The sequence below is a fragment of the Dyella flagellata genome, assembly GCF_030160275.1.
Classification (GTDB): domain Bacteria; phylum Pseudomonadota; class Gammaproteobacteria; order Xanthomonadales; family Rhodanobacteraceae; genus Dyella_B; species Dyella_B flagellata.
The window spans coordinates 13412-34720 of the sequence record NZ_BSOA01000022.1; the positions used below are offsets into that span (position 1 = coordinate 13412).

At 63.2% G+C, this 21309-nt stretch carries 25 protein-coding genes; 12 read left to right on the forward strand and 13 right to left on the reverse strand.

What is annotated here, in order from left to right; all coding sequences use genetic code 11:
* Positions 1–25: 25 nt before the first annotated feature.
* The 4 genes from QQJ96_RS12140 to QQJ96_RS12155 all read right to left on the reverse strand — a co-directional run bounded on the left by QQJ96_RS12140 (position 26) and on the right by QQJ96_RS12155 (position 2602).
* Positions 26–292, reverse strand: coding sequence for an acylphosphatase (locus tag QQJ96_RS12140; protein WP_284332269.1), 267 nt, complete (start codon positions 290–292; stop codon positions 26–28).
* Between the two features lie 4 nt (positions 293–296).
* The gene (locus tag QQJ96_RS12145) at positions 297–764 is read right to left on the reverse strand and encodes a TlpA family protein disulfide reductase (protein WP_284332270.1); all 468 of its coding nucleotides are present in this window, start codon (positions 762–764) and stop codon (positions 297–299) included.
* Positions 765–848: 84 nt separating this feature from the next.
* Positions 849–1316: a TlpA family protein disulfide reductase gene (locus tag QQJ96_RS12150; protein ID WP_284332271.1), complete on the reverse strand. Its 468-nt coding sequence runs from the start codon at positions 1314–1316 to the stop codon at positions 849–851.
* Positions 1313–2602 carry a YihY family inner membrane protein gene (locus QQJ96_RS12155; protein ID WP_284332272.1) on the reverse strand — a complete coding sequence of 430 codons (1290 nt, stop codon included), beginning with the start codon at positions 2600–2602 and terminating at the stop codon, positions 1313–1315. Before QQJ96_RS12155 ends, QQJ96_RS12150 begins: the two co-directional genes overlap by 4 nt.
* 66 nt (positions 2603–2668) lie before the next feature.
* Between QQJ96_RS12155 and wrbA the strand changes: the two genes are divergently transcribed.
* From wrbA to QQJ96_RS12175, 4 genes are all read left to right on the forward strand, one after another.
* Complete coding sequence (gene wrbA, locus QQJ96_RS12160; RefSeq protein WP_284332273.1) at positions 2669–3268, forward strand: NAD(P)H:quinone oxidoreductase; 600 nt, start codon at positions 2669–2671, stop codon at positions 3266–3268.
* A complete protein-coding gene (locus QQJ96_RS12165; protein WP_284332274.1) occupies positions 3265–3600 on the forward strand; it encodes a DUF2069 domain-containing protein in 336 nt (111 codons plus the stop codon). The genes wrbA and QQJ96_RS12165 overlap by 4 nt, the downstream gene beginning before the upstream one ends.
* An 88-nt stretch (positions 3601–3688) precedes the next feature.
* A complete protein-coding gene (locus QQJ96_RS12170) occupies positions 3689–5332 on the forward strand; it encodes an acyl-CoA dehydrogenase family protein (protein WP_284332275.1) in 1644 nt (547 codons plus the stop codon).
* A 56-nt stretch (positions 5333–5388) separates the two neighbouring features.
* Entirely contained in the window at positions 5389–5880 is a 492-nt protein-coding gene (locus QQJ96_RS12175; RefSeq protein ID WP_284332276.1) for an asparaginase domain-containing protein, read from the forward strand.
* 12 nt (positions 5881–5892) lie between these two features.
* On the opposite strand, the gene sufT is transcribed toward QQJ96_RS12175, so the two are convergent.
* The gene (sufT, locus tag QQJ96_RS12180) at positions 5893–6450 is read right to left on the reverse strand and encodes a putative Fe-S cluster assembly protein SufT (RefSeq protein ID WP_284332277.1); all 558 of its coding nucleotides are present in this window, start codon (positions 6448–6450) and stop codon (positions 5893–5895) included.
* Between the two features lie 207 nt (positions 6451–6657).
* Here sufT and QQJ96_RS12185 point away from each other — a divergent pair, with 207 nt between their 5' ends.
* A complete protein-coding gene (locus QQJ96_RS12185; protein WP_284332278.1) occupies positions 6658–7101 on the forward strand; it encodes a hypothetical protein in 444 nt (147 codons plus the stop codon).
* A gap of 44 nt (positions 7102–7145) precedes the next feature.
* On the opposite strand, the gene QQJ96_RS12190 is transcribed toward QQJ96_RS12185, so the two are convergent.
* Positions 7146–8615 carry an NAD(P)(+) transhydrogenase (Re/Si-specific) subunit beta gene (locus QQJ96_RS12190; protein ID WP_284332279.1) on the reverse strand — a complete coding sequence of 490 codons (1470 nt, stop codon included), beginning with the start codon at positions 8613–8615 and terminating at the stop codon, positions 7146–7148.
* Positions 8615–8923, reverse strand: coding sequence for an NAD(P) transhydrogenase subunit alpha part 2 (locus QQJ96_RS12195; protein WP_284332344.1), 309 nt, complete (start codon positions 8921–8923; stop codon positions 8615–8617). Before QQJ96_RS12195 ends, QQJ96_RS12190 begins: the two co-directional genes overlap by 1 nt.
* A 246-nt stretch (positions 8924–9169) precedes the next feature.
* Between QQJ96_RS12195 and QQJ96_RS12200 the strand changes: the two genes are divergently transcribed.
* The 3 genes from QQJ96_RS12200 to QQJ96_RS12210 are packed head-to-tail and all read left to right on the forward strand — an operon-like array spanning position 9170 to position 10650.
* On the forward strand, positions 9170–9757 hold the full coding sequence (locus tag QQJ96_RS12200) for an RNA polymerase sigma factor (RefSeq protein ID WP_284332280.1): 588 nt from the start codon (positions 9170–9172) through the stop codon (positions 9755–9757).
* Positions 9754–10131, forward strand: a complete 378-nt coding sequence (locus QQJ96_RS12205; protein ID WP_284332281.1) for a DUF3619 family protein — start codon at positions 9754–9756, stop codon at positions 10129–10131. The genes QQJ96_RS12200 and QQJ96_RS12205 overlap by 4 nt, the downstream gene beginning before the upstream one ends.
* Positions 10132–10149: 18 nt before the next feature.
* A complete protein-coding gene (locus tag QQJ96_RS12210; RefSeq protein WP_284332282.1) occupies positions 10150–10650 on the forward strand; it encodes a DUF3106 domain-containing protein in 501 nt (166 codons plus the stop codon).
* Between the two features lie 96 nt (positions 10651–10746).
* On the opposite strand, the gene QQJ96_RS12215 is transcribed toward QQJ96_RS12210, so the two are convergent.
* Complete coding sequence (locus tag QQJ96_RS12215; RefSeq protein ID WP_284332283.1) at positions 10747–11847, reverse strand: NAD(P) transhydrogenase subunit alpha; 1101 nt, start codon at positions 11845–11847, stop codon at positions 10747–10749.
* 89 nt (positions 11848–11936) lie between these two features.
* On the opposite strand from QQJ96_RS12215, the gene cdd reads away from it, so the two are divergent.
* Positions 11937–12350, forward strand: a complete 414-nt coding sequence (gene cdd, locus QQJ96_RS12220; protein WP_284332284.1) for a cytidine deaminase — start codon at positions 11937–11939, stop codon at positions 12348–12350.
* Here cdd and QQJ96_RS12225 read toward each other — a convergent pair.
* Positions 12342–13232, reverse strand: a complete 891-nt coding sequence (locus QQJ96_RS12225) for an alpha/beta fold hydrolase (protein WP_284332285.1) — start codon at positions 13230–13232, stop codon at positions 12342–12344. The genes cdd and QQJ96_RS12225 overlap by 9 nt on opposite strands.
* A 125-nt stretch (positions 13233–13357) precedes the next feature.
* On the opposite strand from QQJ96_RS12225, the gene QQJ96_RS12230 reads away from it, so the two are divergent.
* On the forward strand, positions 13358–13927 hold the full coding sequence (locus QQJ96_RS12230) for a nitroreductase family protein (protein WP_284332286.1): 570 nt from the start codon (positions 13358–13360) through the stop codon (positions 13925–13927).
* Positions 13928–13931: 4 nt separating this feature from the next.
* The gene (locus tag QQJ96_RS12235; RefSeq protein WP_284332287.1) at positions 13932–14828 is read left to right on the forward strand and encodes a 5'-3' exonuclease; all 897 of its coding nucleotides are present in this window, start codon (positions 13932–13934) and stop codon (positions 14826–14828) included.
* A 15-nt stretch (positions 14829–14843) separates the two neighbouring features.
* Here QQJ96_RS12235 and QQJ96_RS12240 read toward each other — a convergent pair whose 3' ends face one another.
* Positions 14844–17429 (reverse strand): LysM peptidoglycan-binding domain-containing protein, encoded by a 2586-nt coding sequence (locus QQJ96_RS12240; protein ID WP_284332288.1) that lies wholly within the window; start codon positions 17427–17429, stop codon positions 14844–14846.
* Positions 17430–17578: 149 nt separating this feature from the next.
* Here QQJ96_RS12240 and QQJ96_RS12245 point away from each other — a divergent pair, with 149 nt between their 5' ends.
* Positions 17579–18145, forward strand: coding sequence for an NUDIX hydrolase (locus QQJ96_RS12245; protein ID WP_284332289.1), 567 nt, complete (start codon positions 17579–17581; stop codon positions 18143–18145).
* A gap of 71 nt (positions 18146–18216) precedes the next feature.
* On the opposite strand, the gene QQJ96_RS12250 is transcribed toward QQJ96_RS12245, so the two are convergent.
* The 3 genes from QQJ96_RS12250 to QQJ96_RS12260 form a co-directional block, all read right to left on the reverse strand.
* Positions 18217–18933 carry a hypothetical protein gene (locus QQJ96_RS12250; protein ID WP_284332290.1) on the reverse strand — a complete coding sequence of 239 codons (717 nt, stop codon included), beginning with the start codon at positions 18931–18933 and terminating at the stop codon, positions 18217–18219.
* A 392-nt stretch (positions 18934–19325) separates the two neighbouring features.
* The gene (locus QQJ96_RS12255; RefSeq protein ID WP_284332291.1) at positions 19326–20372 is read right to left on the reverse strand and encodes a TMEM43 family protein; all 1047 of its coding nucleotides are present in this window, start codon (positions 20370–20372) and stop codon (positions 19326–19328) included.
* Positions 20373–20402: 30 nt separating this feature from the next.
* Positions 20403–21251, reverse strand: coding sequence for an MBL fold metallo-hydrolase (locus QQJ96_RS12260; protein WP_284332292.1), 849 nt, complete (start codon positions 21249–21251; stop codon positions 20403–20405).
* Positions 21252–21309 lie beyond the last annotated feature (58 nt).

A 21309-nucleotide genomic window follows, 5' to 3' on the forward strand; every position in this document is an offset into this window, starting at 1 on the left:
TGGGATGCCAATCCCCGCCTACGATCTAGAAAACCAGGAACCCCGCGCGCACTTCGCCGGCATAGTCGCTGCGAGTCACTTCGGCGACCTTCGCGGCGGGAGGTCCTTCCCAAAGCCATTGCTCCAGTTCGCGCAAAGCTTCCGTGCTGCCGCTCGCGACCACCTCCACCCCACCATCGGAAAGATTGCGCGCGTGGCCATGCAAGCCCAGCCGCATCGCTTCGTTGCGCGTACTCGCGCGGAAGAACACGCCCTGGACCTTGCCACTGACAATGAAGCGAACGCCGCTCATGTTGTCACTCTCCGATCACCGCACTCAATTGAGCTGAAGAGACCTCTCCCACGAAGCGCTTGGCGACCTTGCCATTGGGTGCGATCACCCAAGTAGTGGGTATGAGCCGTGGCCGGTCGAAATCCCCGAGCGGCTGTTCCATCCTGATCTGCGCCACCGGATAACTGAGTGGATGCTTTTCCAGAAAGGCCCGGATCTGTGCCGGATCGGTGTCGTCATAGGCGATGCCGATAGCACTGATGTCCGGATGCGCGCTTACGAATTGGGAGAGGCCCGGCAACTCCTCGATGCACGCCTCACACCAGGTGGCCCAGACATTCACGATCACCCAACTCCCGCGTTGGCTAGTCAGGTCATAGGGATGCCCATCCAACGTGGTCACCTTCAACGATGGCCGTGTCGGCATGCCGGTCAAGTGCGACACCATGAAAGCAACCGCTATCAGCAAGAGCAATGGGGCAAATCGCTTCATATCCGGTCCCTCAAACCCTGTGCCATCGGATAGCTCACCTGGTGCGTATGTGCAAAACGCAGTGCCTCAGGCAAGTCATCAATGTCATCCTCCTATCGCTGCGCTAAGCAAAGCGGGCGTGACCGGCCCCATGAAATGCTTGGCCACCTTACCGTCCGGCCCTATCAACCAGGTGGTCGGCAAGCCGAGCGGTTCGTCGAAATCCTTCAGCGGCTTGTCCATCGTGACCTGGGCCACCGGAAAGCTCACCGGATGCTTGACCAGGAAGGCACGGATGTCGGAAGCATCCGTGTCGTCGTAAGCGATGCCGATGGCGCGCACATTCGGGTGCGTCTTTACGAACTGAGAAATCCCCGGCATTTCCTTGATGCACGGCACGCACCAGGTCGCCCAGAAATTCACGATCACCCAATGCCCCCGCTCGGCAGCCAGGTCGTACGGCTTGCCGTCCAAGGTCGTCACTTTGAGCGAAGGCTGTGCAGGCATGGCGGCGTGCACAGGCGCGGCCAGCAAACCTGCAGCCAGCAACAGAGACGATGCGAACAACTTCATGTTTCCGATTCCTGCTTGTGGGTGACCTGGCGAGGAGGCGCCGTAGGAGGCGAGACAGGATAAACCCTGTCCAGGCGGGTGCCGAGCGCGGCGTCCAGCGAGTGCGCCAGCCGGGCAAGCAGGGACAGCAGCTCCTGCGGCAGCTTGATGCCCGAGGCGGCGACATGTTCGGCCGGATTCAACGGCAGGCGATAACCGCTGTGCCGATAGACCTGCAGCAGGTCGGTGCTATCCAGGCTGCGCACCAGCGACCACCCGCCCGTCTCGCCGCGATGAATCAAACCGGCACGACGCAGATCGTCGAAATAGGTCGCGATCGCCTCGCTGCGCAGACAAGGTTCCGCTTCACGAATGACGACCGGATCCACGCATCGCCCGGCACGTTGTGCGTCCGCGAAATGGCGCAGCACCACTAGCAGGCCGAGGAATTCCGAACCTTCGGGCATCGCATCACAGGGCTTTTGGTATTCGAACGCGGACATCGACGCCGATACCGACGCGCACAGGATCACGATCACCCACGACAGATAGATCCACAACAGCAGCAACGGGATGATCGCCAGCGCACCATAGATCTGCTGATAGTTTTGGGCGCTGCGGACGTAGTTGGTGAAGCCCCAGCGTGCGAGTTCGAACAGCAGGGCACCTAGCAGCGCGCCGATCGCCGTGTGCTTCCGGTTTACGCGCCGATTGGGCACGGTGGTATACAGCAGCCACAGCGTGAGAAAAGTCACCACGAACGGCATCGCTTTCAGCAGCTCCTGCCCGATACCGAGCTGTTCGCCGGCATTGCGCAGCATCGGCACCGCGGCCACATAGGACGTCACCGCAATACCGCCGACCACCAGGATCGGTCCAAGCGTAAGCGCGGCCCAGTACAGCAACAGGCGCGGCCCCCACGGGCGGTGCTGGCGTACCTTCCAGATGCGGTTGAGGCGGTCTTCGATGCTGATCATCATCGACACCGCGCTGAACAGCATCACCAGGACACTGATGCCGGTGAGCTTGCTGGCGTTGGAGGCAAAGTCCAGCAGCGCCTTCTGCACCGTCTCGCCCGCCGCCGGCACGAAATTGCTGAAGACGAAATTGATCAGGGTATCGCGCGCTTCCTCGAACATCGGAAACGCGGCGAACATGGCCAACACCGCCACGGTAAGCGGCACCAGCGAGACCAGCGTGGTATACGACAGCGCGCCGGCCGTTTCGAAACACTTGTCGTCCAGAAAGCGCTTCCACAGGAAGCGCCCGAAGGTCATCGTGCGATCGCGGTCGAAACGCATGTTCATCTGGTTTATCAACATCCCTGATCTCACCCGTACACTACCCCATCCCGTCCGAACCACCCAAACCGAATGAGCGACATCCTGGTCCTGTACTACAGCCGCACCGGCCACACCGCCCAGCTCGCACGCCTGATCGCCCGTGGCGTGGAGGAAATCCCCGGCCTGCGCGCCCGCCTGCGCCAGGTGCCGCCGGTGGCTCCGGTCACCCAGGTAGCGCAGCCGCCGGAACCGGAGGAAGGCGCGCCATACGTCACCCGGCAGGACCTGCACGACTGCATAGGCCTGGCCATGGGCAGCCCGACACGCTTCGGCAACATGGCCGCCCCCCTGAAACATTTCCTGGACAGTACCGGGGCCGAGTGGGCCAGCGGCACGCTGGTCGGCAAGCCGGCCGCCGTGTTCACGGCAACGAGCACCATGCACGGCGGCCAGGAATCCACCTTGCTGAGCATGGCGCTGCCCCTGCTCCACCACGGCATGCTCCTGCTGGGCATTCCGTACACGGAACCGGCCCTCAGCCACACCCTAAGCGGGGGCACACCCTACGGTGCCAGCCATGTGGCAGGCCCCAAGGGCGAGAACGGCATCAGCGAGCACGAGCGCGAACTTGCACGCGCGCTGGGCCGGCGCCTGGCGGATACCGCGCGTAAGCTGGCGGCCAACGCATGAGCCTCACCTACCGCATCGGCATAACGGCGTGGGTCGCGCTGATCCTGCTGCAATGCGCTTGGTATGCGTGGCTGTTTCCGCCACAGCACTTGCCGATGTGGCTGGTGCTGTCCGTGACGGTCATTCCGCTGCTGCTACCGTTCCTGGCGATTGGCAACGTAAGGCGCGCCCTGCTATGGGCAGGCATGTTGAGCCTGTTCTATTTCTGCCATGGCGTTGCCGAAAGCTGGAGTTCGGCCCAGGAGCGCGTGCCGGCTTTGCTGGAAGTGTTGCTTGCCTTGGCGCTGATTGCCGCGCTTGGCGCGGGCGTAAGACGCCGGCGAAGGGCGTAGGCTGGGATGACAATCCCAGCATCGTGATGCCAGTGGAAAGCTGGGATTGCCATCCCAGCCTACATGCAAACTTGCCGAGGTAACCAGCATGGGATTCCTGCAAGACGCCCCGCAACTCGCCCACCCGTATCGCGACGATCGCTTGCTGATCGCCCTGCTCGATCGCGTGCTGCCGCAAGAACGGCGTGCCGCACTCGCTGCCGATCTCGACGCTTTGGGCGATTACGCCCTGATGGCGTTCGAGCGCAGCCGCCACAGCACGCGGCGCAAACCGGTGCTCACGCAATGGGATGCCTGGGGCCGCCGCGTCGATCATGTCGAACTGACCACGGCATGGCTTGAAGGCCCCGGACTGACCACCCGCCACGGCATTCTCGCCTCAGGACACCAGGCTCACGAATTCGCGCGGCTAGAAGAATTCGCACGCGCTTACGTCTACCACGTCGCCAGCGAGTTCTACACCTGCCCCTTGGCGATGACCGATGGCGCCGCCACCGCCCTGAAAGCCTCCGGCAACCGGGCTTTGATCGACCGCGCCCTGCCGCATTTCCTCAGTCGCGAAGCCGGCCAGTTCTGGTTGTCCGGACAATGGATGACGGAGAACCCGGGCGGCTCCGATGTAGGCAACACCGAAACCGTGGCCAGGCAGGATGCCCAAGGCCATTGGCGTCTGTATGGCCGCAAATGGTTCAGCTCCGCCGTGGTGGGCGAAGCTGCTCTGGCGCTCGCACGACCGGGGGATGCAGGTGGTGGCGCCGCATCGCTCGCGCTGTTCTACGTGGAAACGATGAACGGTAGCGAGCGCAAGCCGGAGCTGGTCATCGATCGCCTGAAAGACAAGCTCGGCACGCACGAACTGCCCACCGCGGAAATCCACCTCGAAGGCTTGCCTGCCTGGCCCGTGGGCGAACTTGCCAACGGCGTGCGGCAGATCGCGCCAATGCTCAATATCACACGTACCTGGAACGCGATCGGGGCGGTCGCCAGCATGGCGCGCGCAGTCAGCCTTGCGCGCGACTATGCCCGACGCCGCCATGCGTTTGGCCGTCCATTGCTTGAACACCCCTTGCACGCGCAGACGCTCGCCGATATGCAGGCCGAATTCGAAGGCGCCTTTGCGCTGGTTTTCGAAGTGGCCCATCTGCTGGGGCGCGTGGAGCAAGGCGCCGCATCCCCGGATGAAGCCGCCTCGCTGCGCCTGCTCACGCCGCTGGTGAAACTGTGGACGGGCAAGATGGCGGTCCGCCTGTGTTCGGAAGCGCTCGAATGCTTTGGCGGCGCCGGCTACATCGAAGATACCGGCCTGCCGCCTTTGCTGCGCGATGCGCAGGTGTATCCCATCTGGGAGGGCACCACCAACGTGCTGTCGCTGGACAGCCTGCGCGCGCTGGGTAGCCATGATGGCTTTGCCGCCTTGCGCAAGCTCATCGGCCACTGGTTAAAGCCCGCCCACAACACTCCCGCTTCGTTTACCGTGCACGCGGCCCTGGATGCCACTGCCATGCACCTGGATGAAAGAAAGCTCGACCGCCCCACCCTGGAAGCCGGAGCGCGCGGTGTCGCCTTCACGCTGGCGCGCTGCGCAGCGGCGGCATTGCTGGCGCGCCAGGATGCCTGGTCGACCCCACGCGGCGACAAACGACCGTCGGCGGCGCTGCGCCGCTTCCTGGGCCACGGCCTGCTGCGCTTGTCCGACATCGACGGGGAGGATACGCGCCTGCTGCTGGAATGATGGGCCGCGCCAGACCGGTTAGAATGCCCGCTCCCCTCCCGACGCCAGCTTCGATCATGCAGCATCTGACCATCGTCACCACCGGCGGCACCATCGACAAGATCTACTTCGACGACAAGTCGGACTACAAGATCGGCGCGCCGCAAATCGGCGACATCCTCAGCCAGCTCGGCGTGGCGTTCCAGTTCGACGTGATTCCGATCCTGCGCAAGGACAGCCTGCACATTACCCAGGAAGATCGCGCACTGATCCGCTCCACCATCGAAGCGCAACCTGGCCGCCACGTGCTGGTGACGCACGGCACCGACACCATGGTGGAGACCGCGCAGGAACTAGCCGCCATCAAGGGCAAGGTGATCGTGCTTACCGGCGCACTGAACCCCGCGCGCTTCCAGGGCTCGGACGCGGTGTTCAACATCGGCTGTGCGGTAGCCGCGGTGCAGACGCTGCCCGAAGGCGTTTACATCGCCATGAATGGCCGCGTGTGGGACCCGGCAAAAGTGCGCAAGAATCGCGAGGCGAACCGGTTCGAAGAAGTGAGCAGGTAACCCTGCCCGGCTTCAAAGCATGCCGGTTTCCAGCTTCGCCACTTCCGACATCATCGAGTGATTCCACGGCGGATCGAACACCAGGTCGACATCCGCCTCCTTGATGGTCGGGACCAGTTCGAGCTTGGTGCGCGCGTCATCGACCAGCACATCGCCCATGCCGCAGCCCGGTGCGGTGAGCGTCATCTTCACGTACACCTTGCGCTCGTCCTGGGCGATAGTCTCCAGGCTCACGTCGTAGACCAGGCCGAGTTCGACCACATTGATCGGAATCTCCGGATCGAACACGGTGCGCAACTGCTGCCAGACCAGCTGTTCCACATCGGAGTCGGTGGCGTTGTCGGGCAGCTCAAGCGGCGGCGGCGGCTCCTTGCCCAACGCATCGGCATCGTTGCCGGCGATGCGGAACAGGTTGCCTTCCACATACACGGTAAAGCTGCCGCCAAGCGCCTGCGTGATGTAGCCCACCTGGCCGGCCGGCAACACCACGTTCTCGCCCTGGGGCACCATCACTGCCTTGCAATCCCGTTCCAGGGTGAAGGGCTCGCTGCTAAGACTGAAACCGCTCATGCCATCTCTTGGAAATCATTAAGGAAAGCCGACCGGCGGCGATCCGGTCCTCTATTATGCCGGCCGCTGCTAGGCCCTGTCCTCAAGATCAGGCTTAACCTACCAATCTCAAGGCCATAGCCGGTCCTAACTCACGTTAAGATGCCCGCTTTGCCTCGCCGCAGGACAGCACGTGATCATGTTCCCCGCCATCCCTGGTAACCAGCCATGACCCTGCGCCAGATCGTGGGCGAATGCTTCGCGTTGTTCTGCTCGCTGATGCTGGGCTTGGCGGCCGGTGCCGTCTGGCTGCTGCCTACCGTGTTCCTACACCGGCCGTTGCCCTGGCTGGCCGTACTGGCCGGCTGGCTGCTCGGTGTCGCGATCAGGCAGTGGGTGCACGGCAAGAAATGGAATGCCGCGCTGCTGGCGGCGCTGGCCACGGTGGTGGCAAGCGTGTACTGCCGCGTGCTGATCACCACCGTCAACATTTCCGCCATGACCGATTACGGTCTGCTCGACGCGGCCCGCACGGCGGGCCTGCCGATGCTGCTGGACTTCATGCGCCTGGCAACCAGCAAGCTTGATATCGCCTGGGCTGCCGTTGGCGTTGTGGTTGCGGTAGTGACGGCAATGCGTTCGCCTGCCGCCACCGCACGCAAACCAGGTTAACGCATAGGCTGGGATTGTCATCCCAGCCTACATGTACCGGCGCCTTAGCCGTCCAGCGTTTTCAACTCGGCCACCAGCTGGCCAGCTGCCGCCTGGCCGTCACCGTAGAGCATTCGCGCGTTGTCCGCGTAGAACAGCGCGTTCTCGATGCCGGCAAAACCGGTGCCCTTGCCGCGCTTCACCACGATCACCTGCTTGGCGTCGGCCACATCGAGAATCGGCATGCCGTAGATCGGCGAAGACGGATCGGTTTTCGCTACTGGATTGACCACGTCGTTGGCGCCGATCACCAGCGCGACATCGGTAACGGGAAATTCCGGATTGATGTCTTCCATATCCACGATGAGGTCGTACGGCACGCCGGCCTCGGCGAGCAGCACGTTCATATGGCCGGGCATGCGGCCGGCCACGGGATGAATGGCGAATTTCACTTTCACCCCGCGCGCGATCAGCACTTGCGCGAATTCCCACACTTTGTGCTGGGCCTGCGCCACCGCCATGCCATAACCGGGCACGATCACCACGCGCTCGGCATAAGCCATCATCACCGCGGCATCGGCGGCTTCAATCGGCTTCTGGCTGCCGCTGATGGCCTGCGCAGCACCGCCCGCCGCAGCACCGAAGTTACCGAACAGCACGTTGCCAATCGAGCGGTTCATCGCCTTCGCCATCAGTTGCGTCAGTAGCGTACCGGCCGCACCCACCACCATGCCGGCGATGATCATCGCCTCGTTCTGCAACACAAAGCCCTCGAACGCCACCGCCAGGCCGGTAAAGGCGTTGTAGAGCGAAATCACCACCGGCATGTCGGCGCCGCCGATCGGCAGCGTCATCAGCAGGCCGAATAGCAGCGCCAACACAAAGAACGCGCAAACCAGGGCAATGGTGATGTGCCCGCTGCCCAGCGCCACACCCATCAGCAGCGCTGCCGCCAACACCAGCAGATTCACCACTTGCTGTCCGGGAAAAACGAAACGCCGGTCCAGCCAGCCCTGCAATTTGGCGAAGGCGATCAACGAACCGGAAAAACTCACCGAACCGATCAATGCTCCGAGTACGCCCAAGGCCAGCGCCACCGGGCTAAGCGGCGCAACGGCTGCCGCGCCGTGCAGTTGCGACCAGCTTTCCGGCATCAACGGGAAGGTGTTCGGCGCAGGTGCGCCTGCCACCAGATCCCGCGCGTGACTGACCAGCTCGGAGGCGCCAATCGCCGCCGCCGCGCCGCCGCCCATGCCGTTGTACAGCGCCACCATCTGCGGCATGGCGGTCATCGCCACCCGCCGGCCCGACCACCATGCCGCCGCCACCCCGACCAGCACGGCAGCGATGATCAAGCCGCGGTTCTGCATGTCCGGCAGCAGCAAAGTGGCCACCACCGCCAGCAGCATGCCGAAGCCGGCCCAGACGATGCCCCCGCGCGCCGTGCGCGGGGAACTCATGCGTTTCAAGCCGAGGATGAACAGGAGAGCTGCGATGAAATAACAGGCGTCGATCAGCGTCTGCGGCCAGGCCATCACTTGGCCTCCCTGCTGCGCTGCCCCGGCTTGCTGGACTTGAACATCTCCAGCATGCGTTCGGTGACCACGTAACCGCCGGCCGCATTGCCGGCACCCAGGAGTACGCCGATGAAGCCAATCGCAAGTTCAAACGCTGTGTGCGCATGACCTAGCGCTATCATGGCTCCCACGAGCACAATGCCGTGTATGAAGTTGGAGCCGGACATCAGCGGCGTGTGCAGGATCACCGGCACCCGCGCGATGATCTCGTAGCCCGTGAACGCAGCCAGCATGAAGATATAAAGCGCCAGGAACCCATCCAGCATGTGCTTCCCCCGCCAATTGGTCATATTCGCCGCATCATACGGTGAGCGGGTCACCGCGATCCATGGCAATACGCCGCGCCGCCGGGTCAGTTGGGAAGCCTTGGGGCCTGCTGACGGCTGCCACGAGGCGGGCGGGCGCTTAGGGGAGCCGCCAAAGTCAACCTGCGCGGGCTCCGTGCGTTGATGGCGAGAGTCGAACAGATGGAGCCCCAGAATGCTCGCCCGGACGATTCGGAGAACGGCGCCATGAACAGCGTCTCGGCCGTTTTCGAGGCGGAACTTCTTGCGCAGGACGGTCAGGCTGCGCCAACCAGCCTGGACGCGTTCCTGGCGAGCATGGAGCGGCGCGCGTTCAGGATGGCCGAGCTGCACCTGGGCAATCGCGAGGATGCGCTGGATGCCGTGCAGGACGCCATGCTGCGCTTGGTCAAGCATTACCGCAGCAAACCCGCACAAGAATGGACACCGCTGTTCTGGGGCATCCTGCGCCGACGCATCGTGGATCTGCAGCGCCGGCGCAAGGTGCGTTCCATCGTGGTCGGCTGGCTGGGCGGCGGCCATGACGACGACGGCGACGAGCTACCGATTTGGGAGCCGGCCGACAACGGTCCGGACCCGCTGGAAAAACTCCATGGCGAACAGTCCTATGCGGACCTTGCCGCAGCCGTGAAGCGGCTTCCGCAGCGACAGCGCGAAGCCTTCATGCTGCGCGTGCTCGAAGGGCTGGATGTGGCCGAAACCGCCATGGCGATGGGCTGCTCGGAGGGCAGCGTGAAAACCCACCTCTCGCGCGCCATGCAACACCTGCGCGAGCAATTGGAGGAGTGGCGATGAACTCGTCCGACAAACAATTCGAAAAGCGCGTCCGCGCGCTCTACCAGGAGGCGAGCCAAAGCATCGACCCGGTCACCGCCGGACGTTTGCGCGCTGCACGCCGTACCGCCCTCGAAGCTGCTACCGCGTCGCCGCATCATCGCGCACGTGTGCTGGTGCCGGTGGGTGCGCTGGCCGCCGTGGCGCTGGCTGCGCTTATGATCTGGCAGCCCTCGCCCCGACCACATGCTGAAGGCGAGCCCACGGCCATGACCGAGCAGCAGGAGAATGAATACTTGCCGCCCGGCGCCGACAAAGCCGATCCTGGTCTTTACCAAAACCTCGATTTCTATAGCTGGCTCGCTGCCAATGACAGCAGCCAGGCCAATCGCTGATCCATGCTGCTACGAAGAATGCGCCTGCCAACCCTGCTGGTTTTTGTACTCGGTCTTTCGATCGCGGCGCCGTCGTATGCGCAGGGCACCCACCCCTGGGACAGTTTGAGCCCGCAGCAGCAATACCTGCTTGCACCGCTGCACTCGCAGTGGGACACGATGCCGCCGGCGCGGCAGGATCACATGGTCCAGCGGACGCAGGAATGGATGAAACTGCCGCCGGAACGCCAGCAGGAAATCCGCGAGCGCATCCAGCGCTGGCAGCAGATGACGCCCGAGCAGCGCGAAAAGGCGCGCCAGAACCAGCATCTGTACGACACCTTGCCGGCTGACAAACAGCAGCAACTGCACGAGGCCTTCAAGCGCTTCCAGCAGCTGCCACCCGATCAGCGTGAAGCGCTGCGCCGCCGATGGCAGGAACAGTCGCCCGAAGAGCATCGACAGTGGCTGAACCACATGGGGCCGGGTTCGACCTTGCCTGCCGGACACGCCTTCGGCATGCCTCGCGGCCGGCATTGATCCGCGCGTCGTAGGCTGGGATGGCAATCCCAGCATCGCGTGGCTGCGTGCATGGCAATGCTGGGATTGGGGATTGGCATCCCAGCCTACGCACCATCAGGCGTTGAATAGCACCTCGCCGTTGCGCGTCACGCAGCTTTTCGCTACCAGCTCGTCTTCGAAATCCGGCTGCAAGGCGCCGTCGCGTACCAGCAACTCGGCAAAGTTGTAGATATTGCGCGCGTACATTTCCGAAGCATGCAACGGCGCGCCGGCCGCGAGATTGAGCGGGCCGAGAATGGTCACGCCACCGTGCTCGATCCGTTCGCCAGGACGCGTAAGTTCGCAGTTGCCGCCGCTTTCGGCGGCAAGATCGACAATCAAGGCGCCGGGTTTCATGCCTTCGATCATGGTCGTCGTGAGAATCTTTGGCGCTGCACGCCCTGGAACGGCCGCCGTGCTGACCACCACGTCGAAGACCTTCAGGTGCTCTGCCAGAGCCTGCTGCTGCGCAGCGCGCTCTTCTGCCGTGAGTTCACGCGCGTAGCCACCGCTACCCGCCGCGCTCACACCCAACTCCAGGAACTTCGCGCCCAGCGACTCGACCTGTTCGCGCGTTTCCGGGCGCACATCGTAGCCCTCGATTTGCGCACCGAGGCGCCGCGCCGTTGCAATGGCCTGCAAGCCGGCCACGCCAGCGCCGATCACCAACACGCGCGAGGGCCGGATGGTGCCTGCGGCCGTGGTCAGCATGGGAAAGAATTTCGGCGCGTGCTCGGCGGCGATCAGCATGGCGCGATACCCTGCCACTGCGGCTTGCGAACTCAGCACGTCCATGGCCTGCGCGCGCGTGGTACGCGGCAACAGCTCCAGTGCGAACGCGGTTAGCTTCTTCTGCGAGAGCGTCGAAACGCGTGATGTCGCACCGTGTGGACGCAACTGCCCTACGACGACGACGCCCTCGCGCAGACCAGCCAGTGCCGTGTCATCGGGCGGCAACACGCAAGCCAGCAGATCGGCCTGCGCCATAACCTCGGCGCCGGTGCCGAAGGCGACGTCCGCATAGCTGGCATCCGGAAAGCCCGCCGACTTTCCCGCATCGTGTTCCAGCAGCACGCGCAGTCCCTTGCCAAGCAGTTTCTTTGCCACTTCCGGCGTAATCGCCACACGGCGTTCGCCGGCAGCGGTTTCGCGCAATGCGGACACGGTGAACGACATCGGCCATCTCCTGCGGATGAGTCTTCCCATCCTAGCCTATGCGCGGGTTAGACTGAGCAGCCAGATCCTGGCCCGTGAGGAATCCCAAGGTGTCCGAGCCGTTCGACGGTACTACCCTGTTGGACCTTGCCCGCAGCGCGCGCGACCTGGCTTATGCGCCCTACTCCCGGTTCCAGGTGGGCGCCGCCTTGCAGACCACCGATGGCAGCGTGTTTGCTGGCTGCAATGTGGAAAACGCCGCCTACGGCTTGTGCAATTGCGCCGAACGCACCGCGCTGTTCAGCGCCATCGCAGCCGGCTACAAACCGGGTGATTTCATCGCCATCGCGGTCATTGCCGATACGCCGGAGCCGGTGACGCCCTGTGGCTCCTGCCGCCAAGTGCTGGCCGAATTGTGCCTTGGCGACATGCCGGTGCTGCTGGCCAACACGGCCGGCGCCCGACGGCAGACGACGGTGGGGAGCCTGCTGCCCGAAGGATTCAGGCTGGCTCCTTCAGCTTGAGCCCGCGGCATCCAGCAGTTGCTGCAACGCTGCGTCGAATGCCTGTGGATCATCCACGAACAAGGCATGCCGCGTGTTCGGCAAGACGAGGAAGCGTGCGCCGCGAATAGCTGCCGCCATTTGTTTCTGCGCCTCAAGCAAGGGCGAACTTCCTGCGGCGATCACCAGCGTAGGGCGGTCGATCTTGGACAATGCCGGCCGGCGATCGGCACCAAAGATATCCGATACCAGCATGGCGGCCCCCACTGCGGGCGGCGTGCGTTGCGCCTGCGCAATCACTGCATCGATGTCGGGCGGCGGATGCCGAAAGATGGAACGCACCATGCCCGCGCTGTAATCGGCCGGCTGAGCCGCATAGCGCGACAGGCCGGCAAGAATGGCCTTGGTGAACTCCTTGCGCAGATCCACTTCGTTCGTGCCCGCGGAAACCGGCGAATCCACGAATACCACGCCGGCCAGCGAGTCCGTACCGAACTGCTGCACGTAGGCGGCGACATCCTGGGCACCTTGTGACCAGCCCACCAGCACAATGCGATGGATACCCAGCGAGGCCAGCAATTCGTGCAGATCCTGGGCGCGCCGCTCTGGCGTATTGCCGGTCAGCATGATCGATGACGCCCCCTGCGATCGCGAGTCCACCGCGATCACGCGACGCTGCGCGGAAAACCGCTGCAATTGCTCGTGCCACAGGGTTGCGCTGAGCGTCCAGCCGGGGATCAGCACCAGGGCCGGCGCCGCATGATCCTGCCCGGCCTGCCAATAGTGGATGTGGGCACCGTCATCGGTGGAAAAATCCCCTTCGCCGATCGCAGCTTGCCCAGCGTGCGATACAGACCCGAAAGCGATCAGCAGGCTTGCGGCCAAACCTAGCAGCAGCTTCATACGGTGCGCTCCTTGGAGGTACGCGGATTCTATGTTCCGCGCCGATCCCAAGTCTGCGTGACTGAAAGGCATCGTGACTGGACGCAGACGGTTGTACGATAAGCCTTTTCCCAGACCCCCTCCCCATGCTCGACGCGCTTTCCCTGCTGCAGCAACGCCATTCCGCGCCCTCCCGCCAGCTCGGCGAGCCGGCGCCCGACGCGGCCACCCTGCGCACCGTGCTGGAAGCTGCCATTCGCGTTCCCGATCACGGCAAGCTCGTCCCCTTCCGGCTGATCGCCTTACGCGGCGACGCCAAGCTGAAGTTCGGTGCGTTGCTGGCCGAACGCGCGATTCGGCGCGATCCGGACTTGCCCGAATCCAAGCGCGAAAAAGAACGCCTGCGTTATACCTTCGCGCCGCTAGTGATGGTGGTGATCGCGCGCATCGACCACGACAACGGCATTCCGGAAATCGAGCAGAAGCTCTGCGCCGGCAATGTGGCCTACAACATCCTGCAAGGAGCGTATGCGCTCGGCTTCGGCGCCCAGTGGCTGACCGGCTGGGCCGCCTACGATCCGGAAGTGGCCCAACTGCTCGGCCTGGCGCACAACGAATGCGTGATCGGCTTCGTGCACGTCGGCACGCCGCAAACCGAGATTCCCGATCGCGATCGCCCTGCGCTCGACGACCTCCTTACCGAGTGGAAGGGCTAAGCACGTGCGATCCAACCTGCCTACCGCACACCTGATCGACGGCAGCCTGTACGTGTTCCGCGCCTGGCATTCGATGCCGGACGAGTTTCACGATGTCGACGGTCATCCGGTCAACGCGGTGCACGGTTACACGCGCTTTCTGTGCGAACTGCTGGAGCGGGAAAAGCCCTCCCACCTGGCCGTCGCCTTCGACGCCTCGCTCACCACGTCCTTCCGCAATGCCATCTATCCGGCGTACAAGGCGAACCGCGAGCTGCCGCCTCCCGATCTGGAAAGGCAATTCGTATTGTGCCGCGCCGTAACCGAGGCGCTCGGCATTCGCATGATGATCGACCACAGCTTCGAAGCGGATGACCTGATCGGCAGCACGCTATGGAGCCTGCGCGCGCACGGTTTCCGCAGCGTGATCGTCTCGGCCGACAAGGATTTCGGCCAGTTGCTTGGCGAGCATGACGAGCAATGGGATTTCGCGCGCAACCTGCGTTGGGGGCCGGCCGGCGTGTTCGAGCGGCTGGGCGTGCATCCTGCGCAGGTAGCGGATTACCTTGCCTTATGTGGCGACGCCGTGGACAACATCCCCGGCGTGCCGGGCATTGGTGCGAAGACAGCTGCTGCACTGCTCGCGCATTTCGGCAGCCTGGACGCGTTGCTCGACCGCGTGGACGAAGTGCCCTTCCTGCGCTTGCGAGGCGCGGCCAGTTGCGCGGCGAAACTGCGCGAGCACGCCGATGCCGCCAGGCTTTATCGTCGGCTCACGCGCATCGCCCTGGATGCCCCGATCGAAGGCGGCGCCGAACTACTGGTACGGCAGCGCGGCATGGACACGCTCGAAGCTTTATGCGAACAGCTTCGTTTTGGCCCCCTGACACGTAACCGCCTGCGCGCGCTTACCAGCGCCTGATCTTTCCATGTCGCATCAATAAGGGCGACCGAGTGGATCATTGGTGTAGGCGATGTGCATCCATTCGGGGTTGTTCTTGGCGATGTCCTGAATTTCCTGCGTCGACATACCGCGATCGCGCATGGCCTGGAGCTGTTCGCCGCCGACGCTGATCATCTGTGAGCGCGCGCCTGCGTCCTCGATCCCTGCGCCTTCCAGGAATTTGTCTTCCGCTTCGTGATATTCGCGTTCGTTGGCGTAATGCTCGGCTACACCGATGCCCAACGACGCAACCACGGCGATACCCAAGCCGATGGGACCGGCCATGCCACCCAGGGCATCGGCACCGCCGAATACGCTTAAACCGACTCCCGCAGCGCCCACCAGCGACAAGACCTCCGTGGGCATATCGTGCTTCTCGTAGCCTTCCTGAGCGGAATTGGCGAAATACAAAACGTTGAGGATGCCGATGAATTTTTCGGTGGCCTGCCCCGCCAGGTTCGCGCCCAGCGCCCATTTGCCCACGCCGCCGCTACGGTCGACCATGCCGACCGCGGTGCCGAAGGCCGCCGTATCCTGGACGGCGCCCACCGAGACCGCCAGCTCGGCAAGCTGGTTCTTGGTGCTGGGATCGTCCGCGGTCGTGCCGCTCTGATTGAGCAGCGCACCGCCGGATATGGCCAGCGCGGCGGCGCGGAACAACACGCCTGCAGGACCGCTGCTGAAGCTCATCTCCTTCATTTCGCTCAGCTCGTTGCGCGTCGCGGCCACCGCATTGATGCCCTTGCCCTGCGAGGCGTCCGCCAGCGACTCCGTCTTGAGCGCTTCAATTTCCTCCTGCAGCTTTTTGGTGCCCTCCTCGATATCGGACTGGGGCAGTCCCATGAACCCGGCAACCTCCTTGAGATTGGCCAGCGCGCCGTTGACCTTGGCTACGCTGGCCGGATCATTGGGATTGAGGCCGGCAAGCGCGGGCAGCAAGTTGCGTGAGAGATAGGCCGGCCCGATGCTGGTGACAAACTCCTTGTTCTTATGCGAAACCTCGATCATGAGCTTGGCGGCTTCGCCGGCATCCTTGCCGTCGAAAATGCTTGGGTCTTGCGAGGCGGCAAACGCGATCGCCTGACGCGTAGTGTCGTCGTCGGTCAGCTTGCCCAAGCCGTCCCGCGTCGGGGCAAAAGCCTTGAGATTGTCCGGCACGTCCAGCAGCTCGCCGAGGTCATTGCTGAATGCGCGTGAATCGCTCACCAGCTTGTCCTTGATCGAGCCGAGCTGATCCTGCCAATCCTTGCCCTTGGAGGCCATATACGAGTTGATGGCCTGCTGTTCCTGCTGCGGACTCAGGCCCGGACCGAGATCCTTGATCAGCTCATTGAGTTCCTGCGTTTGCTTGGCATACGCCTGCACGTCTTGCGCCAGCGTTTGCTTTTGCAGATTGTGCGTCCCCATCGTTGCTGCAGACAGGATGCTCCTGGCGGCATCCGATTTGCCTGCGGCCTGCATTTGGCTTGCCACGTCGATGGCCAGCTGCGCATTGCCGCCCTCGCTGATGGCGTCGGTAAATGTGCGCTGGGCGAACGTAGGATTGTCCTGCTGCTGGCTGGCGATCGTGCTCGCAATCTGCTGCTTCAGCGTTTGGCTTTGCGGATCGTCACCCAAAGCACCGTAGATGATGGAAAGATTCTTGTACGTGTCTTTGTCAGTCGCGGCGATAGTGGCAACGTTGCCTGGCGACAATTGCGCCGCCAGATCATTGGCATCCGAAGGAGTCCACCAGGCCTGGATAACTTGCCGGGCGAGATCCGGCGGCACTTTCTGCACCAGGTCGGCGAGATCCTTGGCACAGTCTACGGTCGGCTTGCCGGTTGCTTCCTTGGCGGCATCCTGGATCCAGCCTTGCACGCGAGGGTCGGCAATGACGTGATCGATAACGTCTTGAGATTGTCCGTGCAGGTTATTGCTTAGCGCGGCCAGCTTGTCGCTGGCACTCCACGGGCCGGAGAACGAGGGAATCAGCGCATTGGTTTGCTGCTGCAGCTGATAGGCGCCGACCGAGGCGCTGATGGCCGACTGCGCCGCCGAATCCCCCTGGTGCCGAGCTGCGATGGCGTCGCCAGCGCTTTTGATGATCTGGTCGGTGGGCGTCTGGAACTCGGCAGGCACGCCGCTATTGCGACTGGCAATCTGGCCACCGATTTCATCTTGGATCGCCGCGTCCATCGCTTTTTTGGCCTGATCCACGGCAGCGGAGTCCGAGGTGGAAATGTCCTGCCGGATCGCGCCATTGTGTGGCGCGTTGCGAACGTCGTCGTCGCGTTGCTTGACGGCCGCATCGTAAGCAGCGATCGCGGCATCGGTCTTCTGCGAGGGCGTTTGTGGCGCTGGCGGCTGATCGTTATGCGCCGGCGCCACCGCATTGGACGGCAAGCTGAGCACCGTGATGTGCGAGAGATCGCTGTTTACGTCGATGTGGTTGGTCCGCGCCAGCTCTTCCGGGGTGACGCTGTAAGCGGCGGCGACACTTTGTACCGTGTCGTGCGGCTGCACTGTGTATTGCGGGGCCGGGGCCGGAGGCGCAACGTAGGGCGTGACGGAGACGGAGCCGGAATCTGCGGGACGCATCGCGGACCTCTAATCCTGGGGGCAATCACCGACATTTGAGATTCTTCGCCATCGCGCCGCAATTAGGGCTTTCCCTAGATGAATGCCTTCCTACCCCGTGCATGAGCTTCCATAATGGGGGACAAGGCTTTATGGCGAAAACGATTCTCATGAACGACATCCAACGCAAACCCGAAGACGCTGACGCTCCCTCCGAAATGCTCTACCAGGGGCGTTGGTTGCGCCTGCGCCGACGTGGCCGGTGGGAATACGCCGAACGCAACAACCCCGGCGGCGCCGTGATCATCCTTGCCGTAACGCCGGAAGACAAAGTGCTGTTCGTGGAGCAATACCGCGTAGCCGTGCAAAAATTCACCATCGAAATGCCGGCCGGCCTGGTCGGCGACCTGGCCGATCAGCAGCACGAAAGCTCGCTCGTGGCCGCGCAACGCGAACTGGAAGAAGAAACCGGCTATCGCTGCAGCCGCGTCAGCTTTGTGCACGAAGGCCCGTCATCGTCCGGCATGAGCAATGAAATGATCGCTTTCGTGCGCGCGCACGATCTGGTGAAAGTGAGCGACGGCGGCGGCGACACCACCGAAAACATCATCGTGCACGAAGTGCCGCGGAGCGAAGCCGGCGCATGGCTGCTAGCTCGTGCGAAAGATGGCTATTCGATCGACCCGAAACTGTTCGCGGGATTGTGGTTCATCGAGCACGCCGAGTCCTTCAGCTAAAGCTCTTGTAGGCTGGGATGAAAATCCCAGCTTTCCGACAGACTCGCAGATGCTGGGATTGACATCCCAGCCTACCCTCTAGCGTTGCCAACCTGCTGGGTCGCATAGGCCTCCTCGTAGTACCCGGACAAACGCAGCGTTTGCAGATTTCTCTTCAGCACGAGCGCCCAGCACTTCAGATCCTGCACCGCCACGACGCTTTCCAGCAACAGCAGGCCGCCATCGTCAGCTTCATCTACGAAATCAGGGGTAGGTTGGGAGGCGGACGAGCGTACGCCGCCCATGAAGCTGGTGACCTCGGAGGCCTGGATCACCGAATCGATCACCTGGAGCATTTGCAGGCCTGCCTGCTCCATCACGATGATGCCCTGGCGAATGCGATCCACGCTGTCGGCGATGATCGTATCGATCTGCTTGCACGTGGCCGAGCCTCGCTGTGCGTTCTTCAGCGCCTGACTGGCCAGCAGGGAAAAATGATGCGTTTCCTGGCAATCCAGCGTGTCCGGCGGAACCAGTTTCGAAGTGGTGTGGCCCACCTCGTCGATCAGCCGCACCACGTCATGCGACAACTCGCTGAAGACTCTTGCGTTGTCGATCAGCTCATAGCCGATGCTTCTTCCCCGGCTGGCGAGCGGCCCGACGGGCTTGTCGCCCCGGATGCAGGTGTATTTTGCGGCCGCGCAAGGGCGCTCATGTAGAGCAGTTGCATGGGTTTGAAACGCGGCATTCCTGAAGCGATGGCCAGGCTCGCCTCCTTCCTCGGCCGCCCGCGTTCGCTTGAGCGACACTTTCCATTTCCTGGCCAGCTTGAAACATTTGGCGTTGCGCATTTGAGGGTCCCCCAAAATGCATGTCGATGATCAGGCTCGTTCGAGCACCGACTGAGAAACAGGGGAAGTCAAACGGCCTCGCTCCATCACCCAGTACTGCATCGTCCCGTTTGAGGGTCCGGTCCGCTCGATGGGGCCGCCCTCTTTCATCTCCACGCGATGCCGTTTCCGCTCCTTGCGACATCGCCGCTATATTCATTAGCGAAATACGTGTTTATATATGTTTTAGTCCAAAGCGAGCCCGAACGCAAGGGGGGTGAAAGCGGCCTAAGGGCCCTGCATCGCAACGGGCGGCCGGACCCTACAGGGCCGACGCAAGCTCGTATTCACGGCAGGAAGGCGGCAATCGCCTAAGCGGTGACCCTTAGGGCGCGCGCGCGCCAAAACCCCAGCGCCGCACCCACCACGGCGAGCCCAAACCAGGCCGCAGCGGTCGAGTTGCCATTGCCGAGCCACAGCACCGCATCAACCGCTCCGATCACCAGGATGGCGATGGCCGGTGCCAGGATGGCGTCGACGCGCCGGTAGTGCCAGCGCAACAGCAAGGCTGCGCCCAAGCCGGCCAGCAGCACAGCCAGCACCCGGCGTGGCCAGGGATACTCGGGCTGCAACGGCGTATCGGGAAAAATCACCGAGAGCGGCACATCCCCCGGTTGCACGGCGAAACCGACGCCGTCGGTCGCATCAGCCGCGGGCAGCAGCCTGTTGCCTTCGACCCGCGCCACGACCGTGACGATCTGCGCCGGCACGGCTTCCCATGTCACCCGCAGATCGCCGACTTGCGGGTGCGACGGCACGGGGCTGGTCACCAAGCCATCCTGATAGAGACTGAAGCTCGCGGCCAGATTGCTGGGCAGTCGGCGCAGATCGGGCTTGACCGGTTCACTGCCGGACAGCGCATGCACTAGGGCCGGAGTGAGCACGAAATCGTTCAAGCGCACCAGGCCCGCGTCGAACTGGGCCCCATCCAGCGGAAATTTGGCGGGATTGACGTGCCCTTGCGGATGCTCGAATGCTTCCGAATCGACGGGACGATCCTGCCAATCCAATTCATAGCTAGGCGTATCGCCGTAGCGAAGCTCGCGCCACTGGAACATCTGAACATGGCGTATCAGCGTCGGCTGCTCGGATTGCTGGTTGAACTGCGGATCGAGCGGTGCCTCGACCACCTGCAAGGGGCCGACCACACGCACCATGTAACCCTGCAGGCTCACATCCGGACGGCCGCCGCCACCCAGATCCAGCACGTCGCCACCGTGCCGTTTCATCTGCGCGCTGTAATCGAGCTGGCCCCTTTCGACCACTGCCCCTACCCCCGCGCCCAGCAGCAGCAGCACCGCGCCCAAGGCAGGCAGCAACAATTCACGGATCGAGAGTGGCTTTGGCTCGCCGCTCATCAAACCTCCGGCTAAGGGCTGTTGGCGTTTTTAAACGATGCCACGCAGTTCGGGCTGTTCGTCAGCCGTACCATAGCGCCCGCGGTCGTCGCGTGTCACGCGCGCTACCGCACAAGCGTGATCATGCGTGAAAAACAGCCGCACATTGCGTGCCAGCTTGTCTTCCAGGAAGGCGCGTTTTTCGTCGATCAACGCCTCCGGAAAACGGTCGTAGCCCATGGTGATGGGCAGATGCACCCAGGACCGCCCTGGAATCAGGTCCGCGCAAAAAACCACGCCGGCCACTTCCGACAACATCAGGCCAGGCGTATGGCCGTCGGAAAAGTGAAAGCGCACGGCCCGTCCCAGCGTCTGCGAATACTCGCCCGCCACCAGTTCCAGTCGCCCGCTGTCCTGAAGCAGCTGATGCAACTCGGGAATGAAGGAAGCGCGATCGCGCGGATGCGGCTTCAACGCACGCTGCCAATGATGGGCACCGACCAGGAAACGCGCGTTCGGAAACAACAACCGTGCCGGTTTGCCCTGTTCCCATGCCGCCAGCAAGCCGCCGGCGTGGTCGAAGTGCAGATGCGAAAGCACCACTACATCGATGTCTTCATGCGACAAACCGACGGTCGCCAGCGAATCGAGCAGCACGTGGTGCTCTTCCACCACACCGTAGCGCTCGCGCAATGCCGGCTCGAAGAAAGCGCCGATGCCGGTTTCGAACAGCACGTGGCGACCTTCCAGATCCTTGGCCAGCAGGCAACGGCACGCCAGCGGGATGCGGTTGGCCTCGTCGGGTTCGATCCAGCGCGACCACATGGCCTTGGGCGCATTGCCGAACATCGCGCCGCCGTCGAGTTGTTGGGTATTGCCGTCAAGGGAATACAGTTGCATGAAGATTTTCCGGAACACCTAATCGCATTTCGCTGCTCGTCCCTGCACTGCGGCCTGC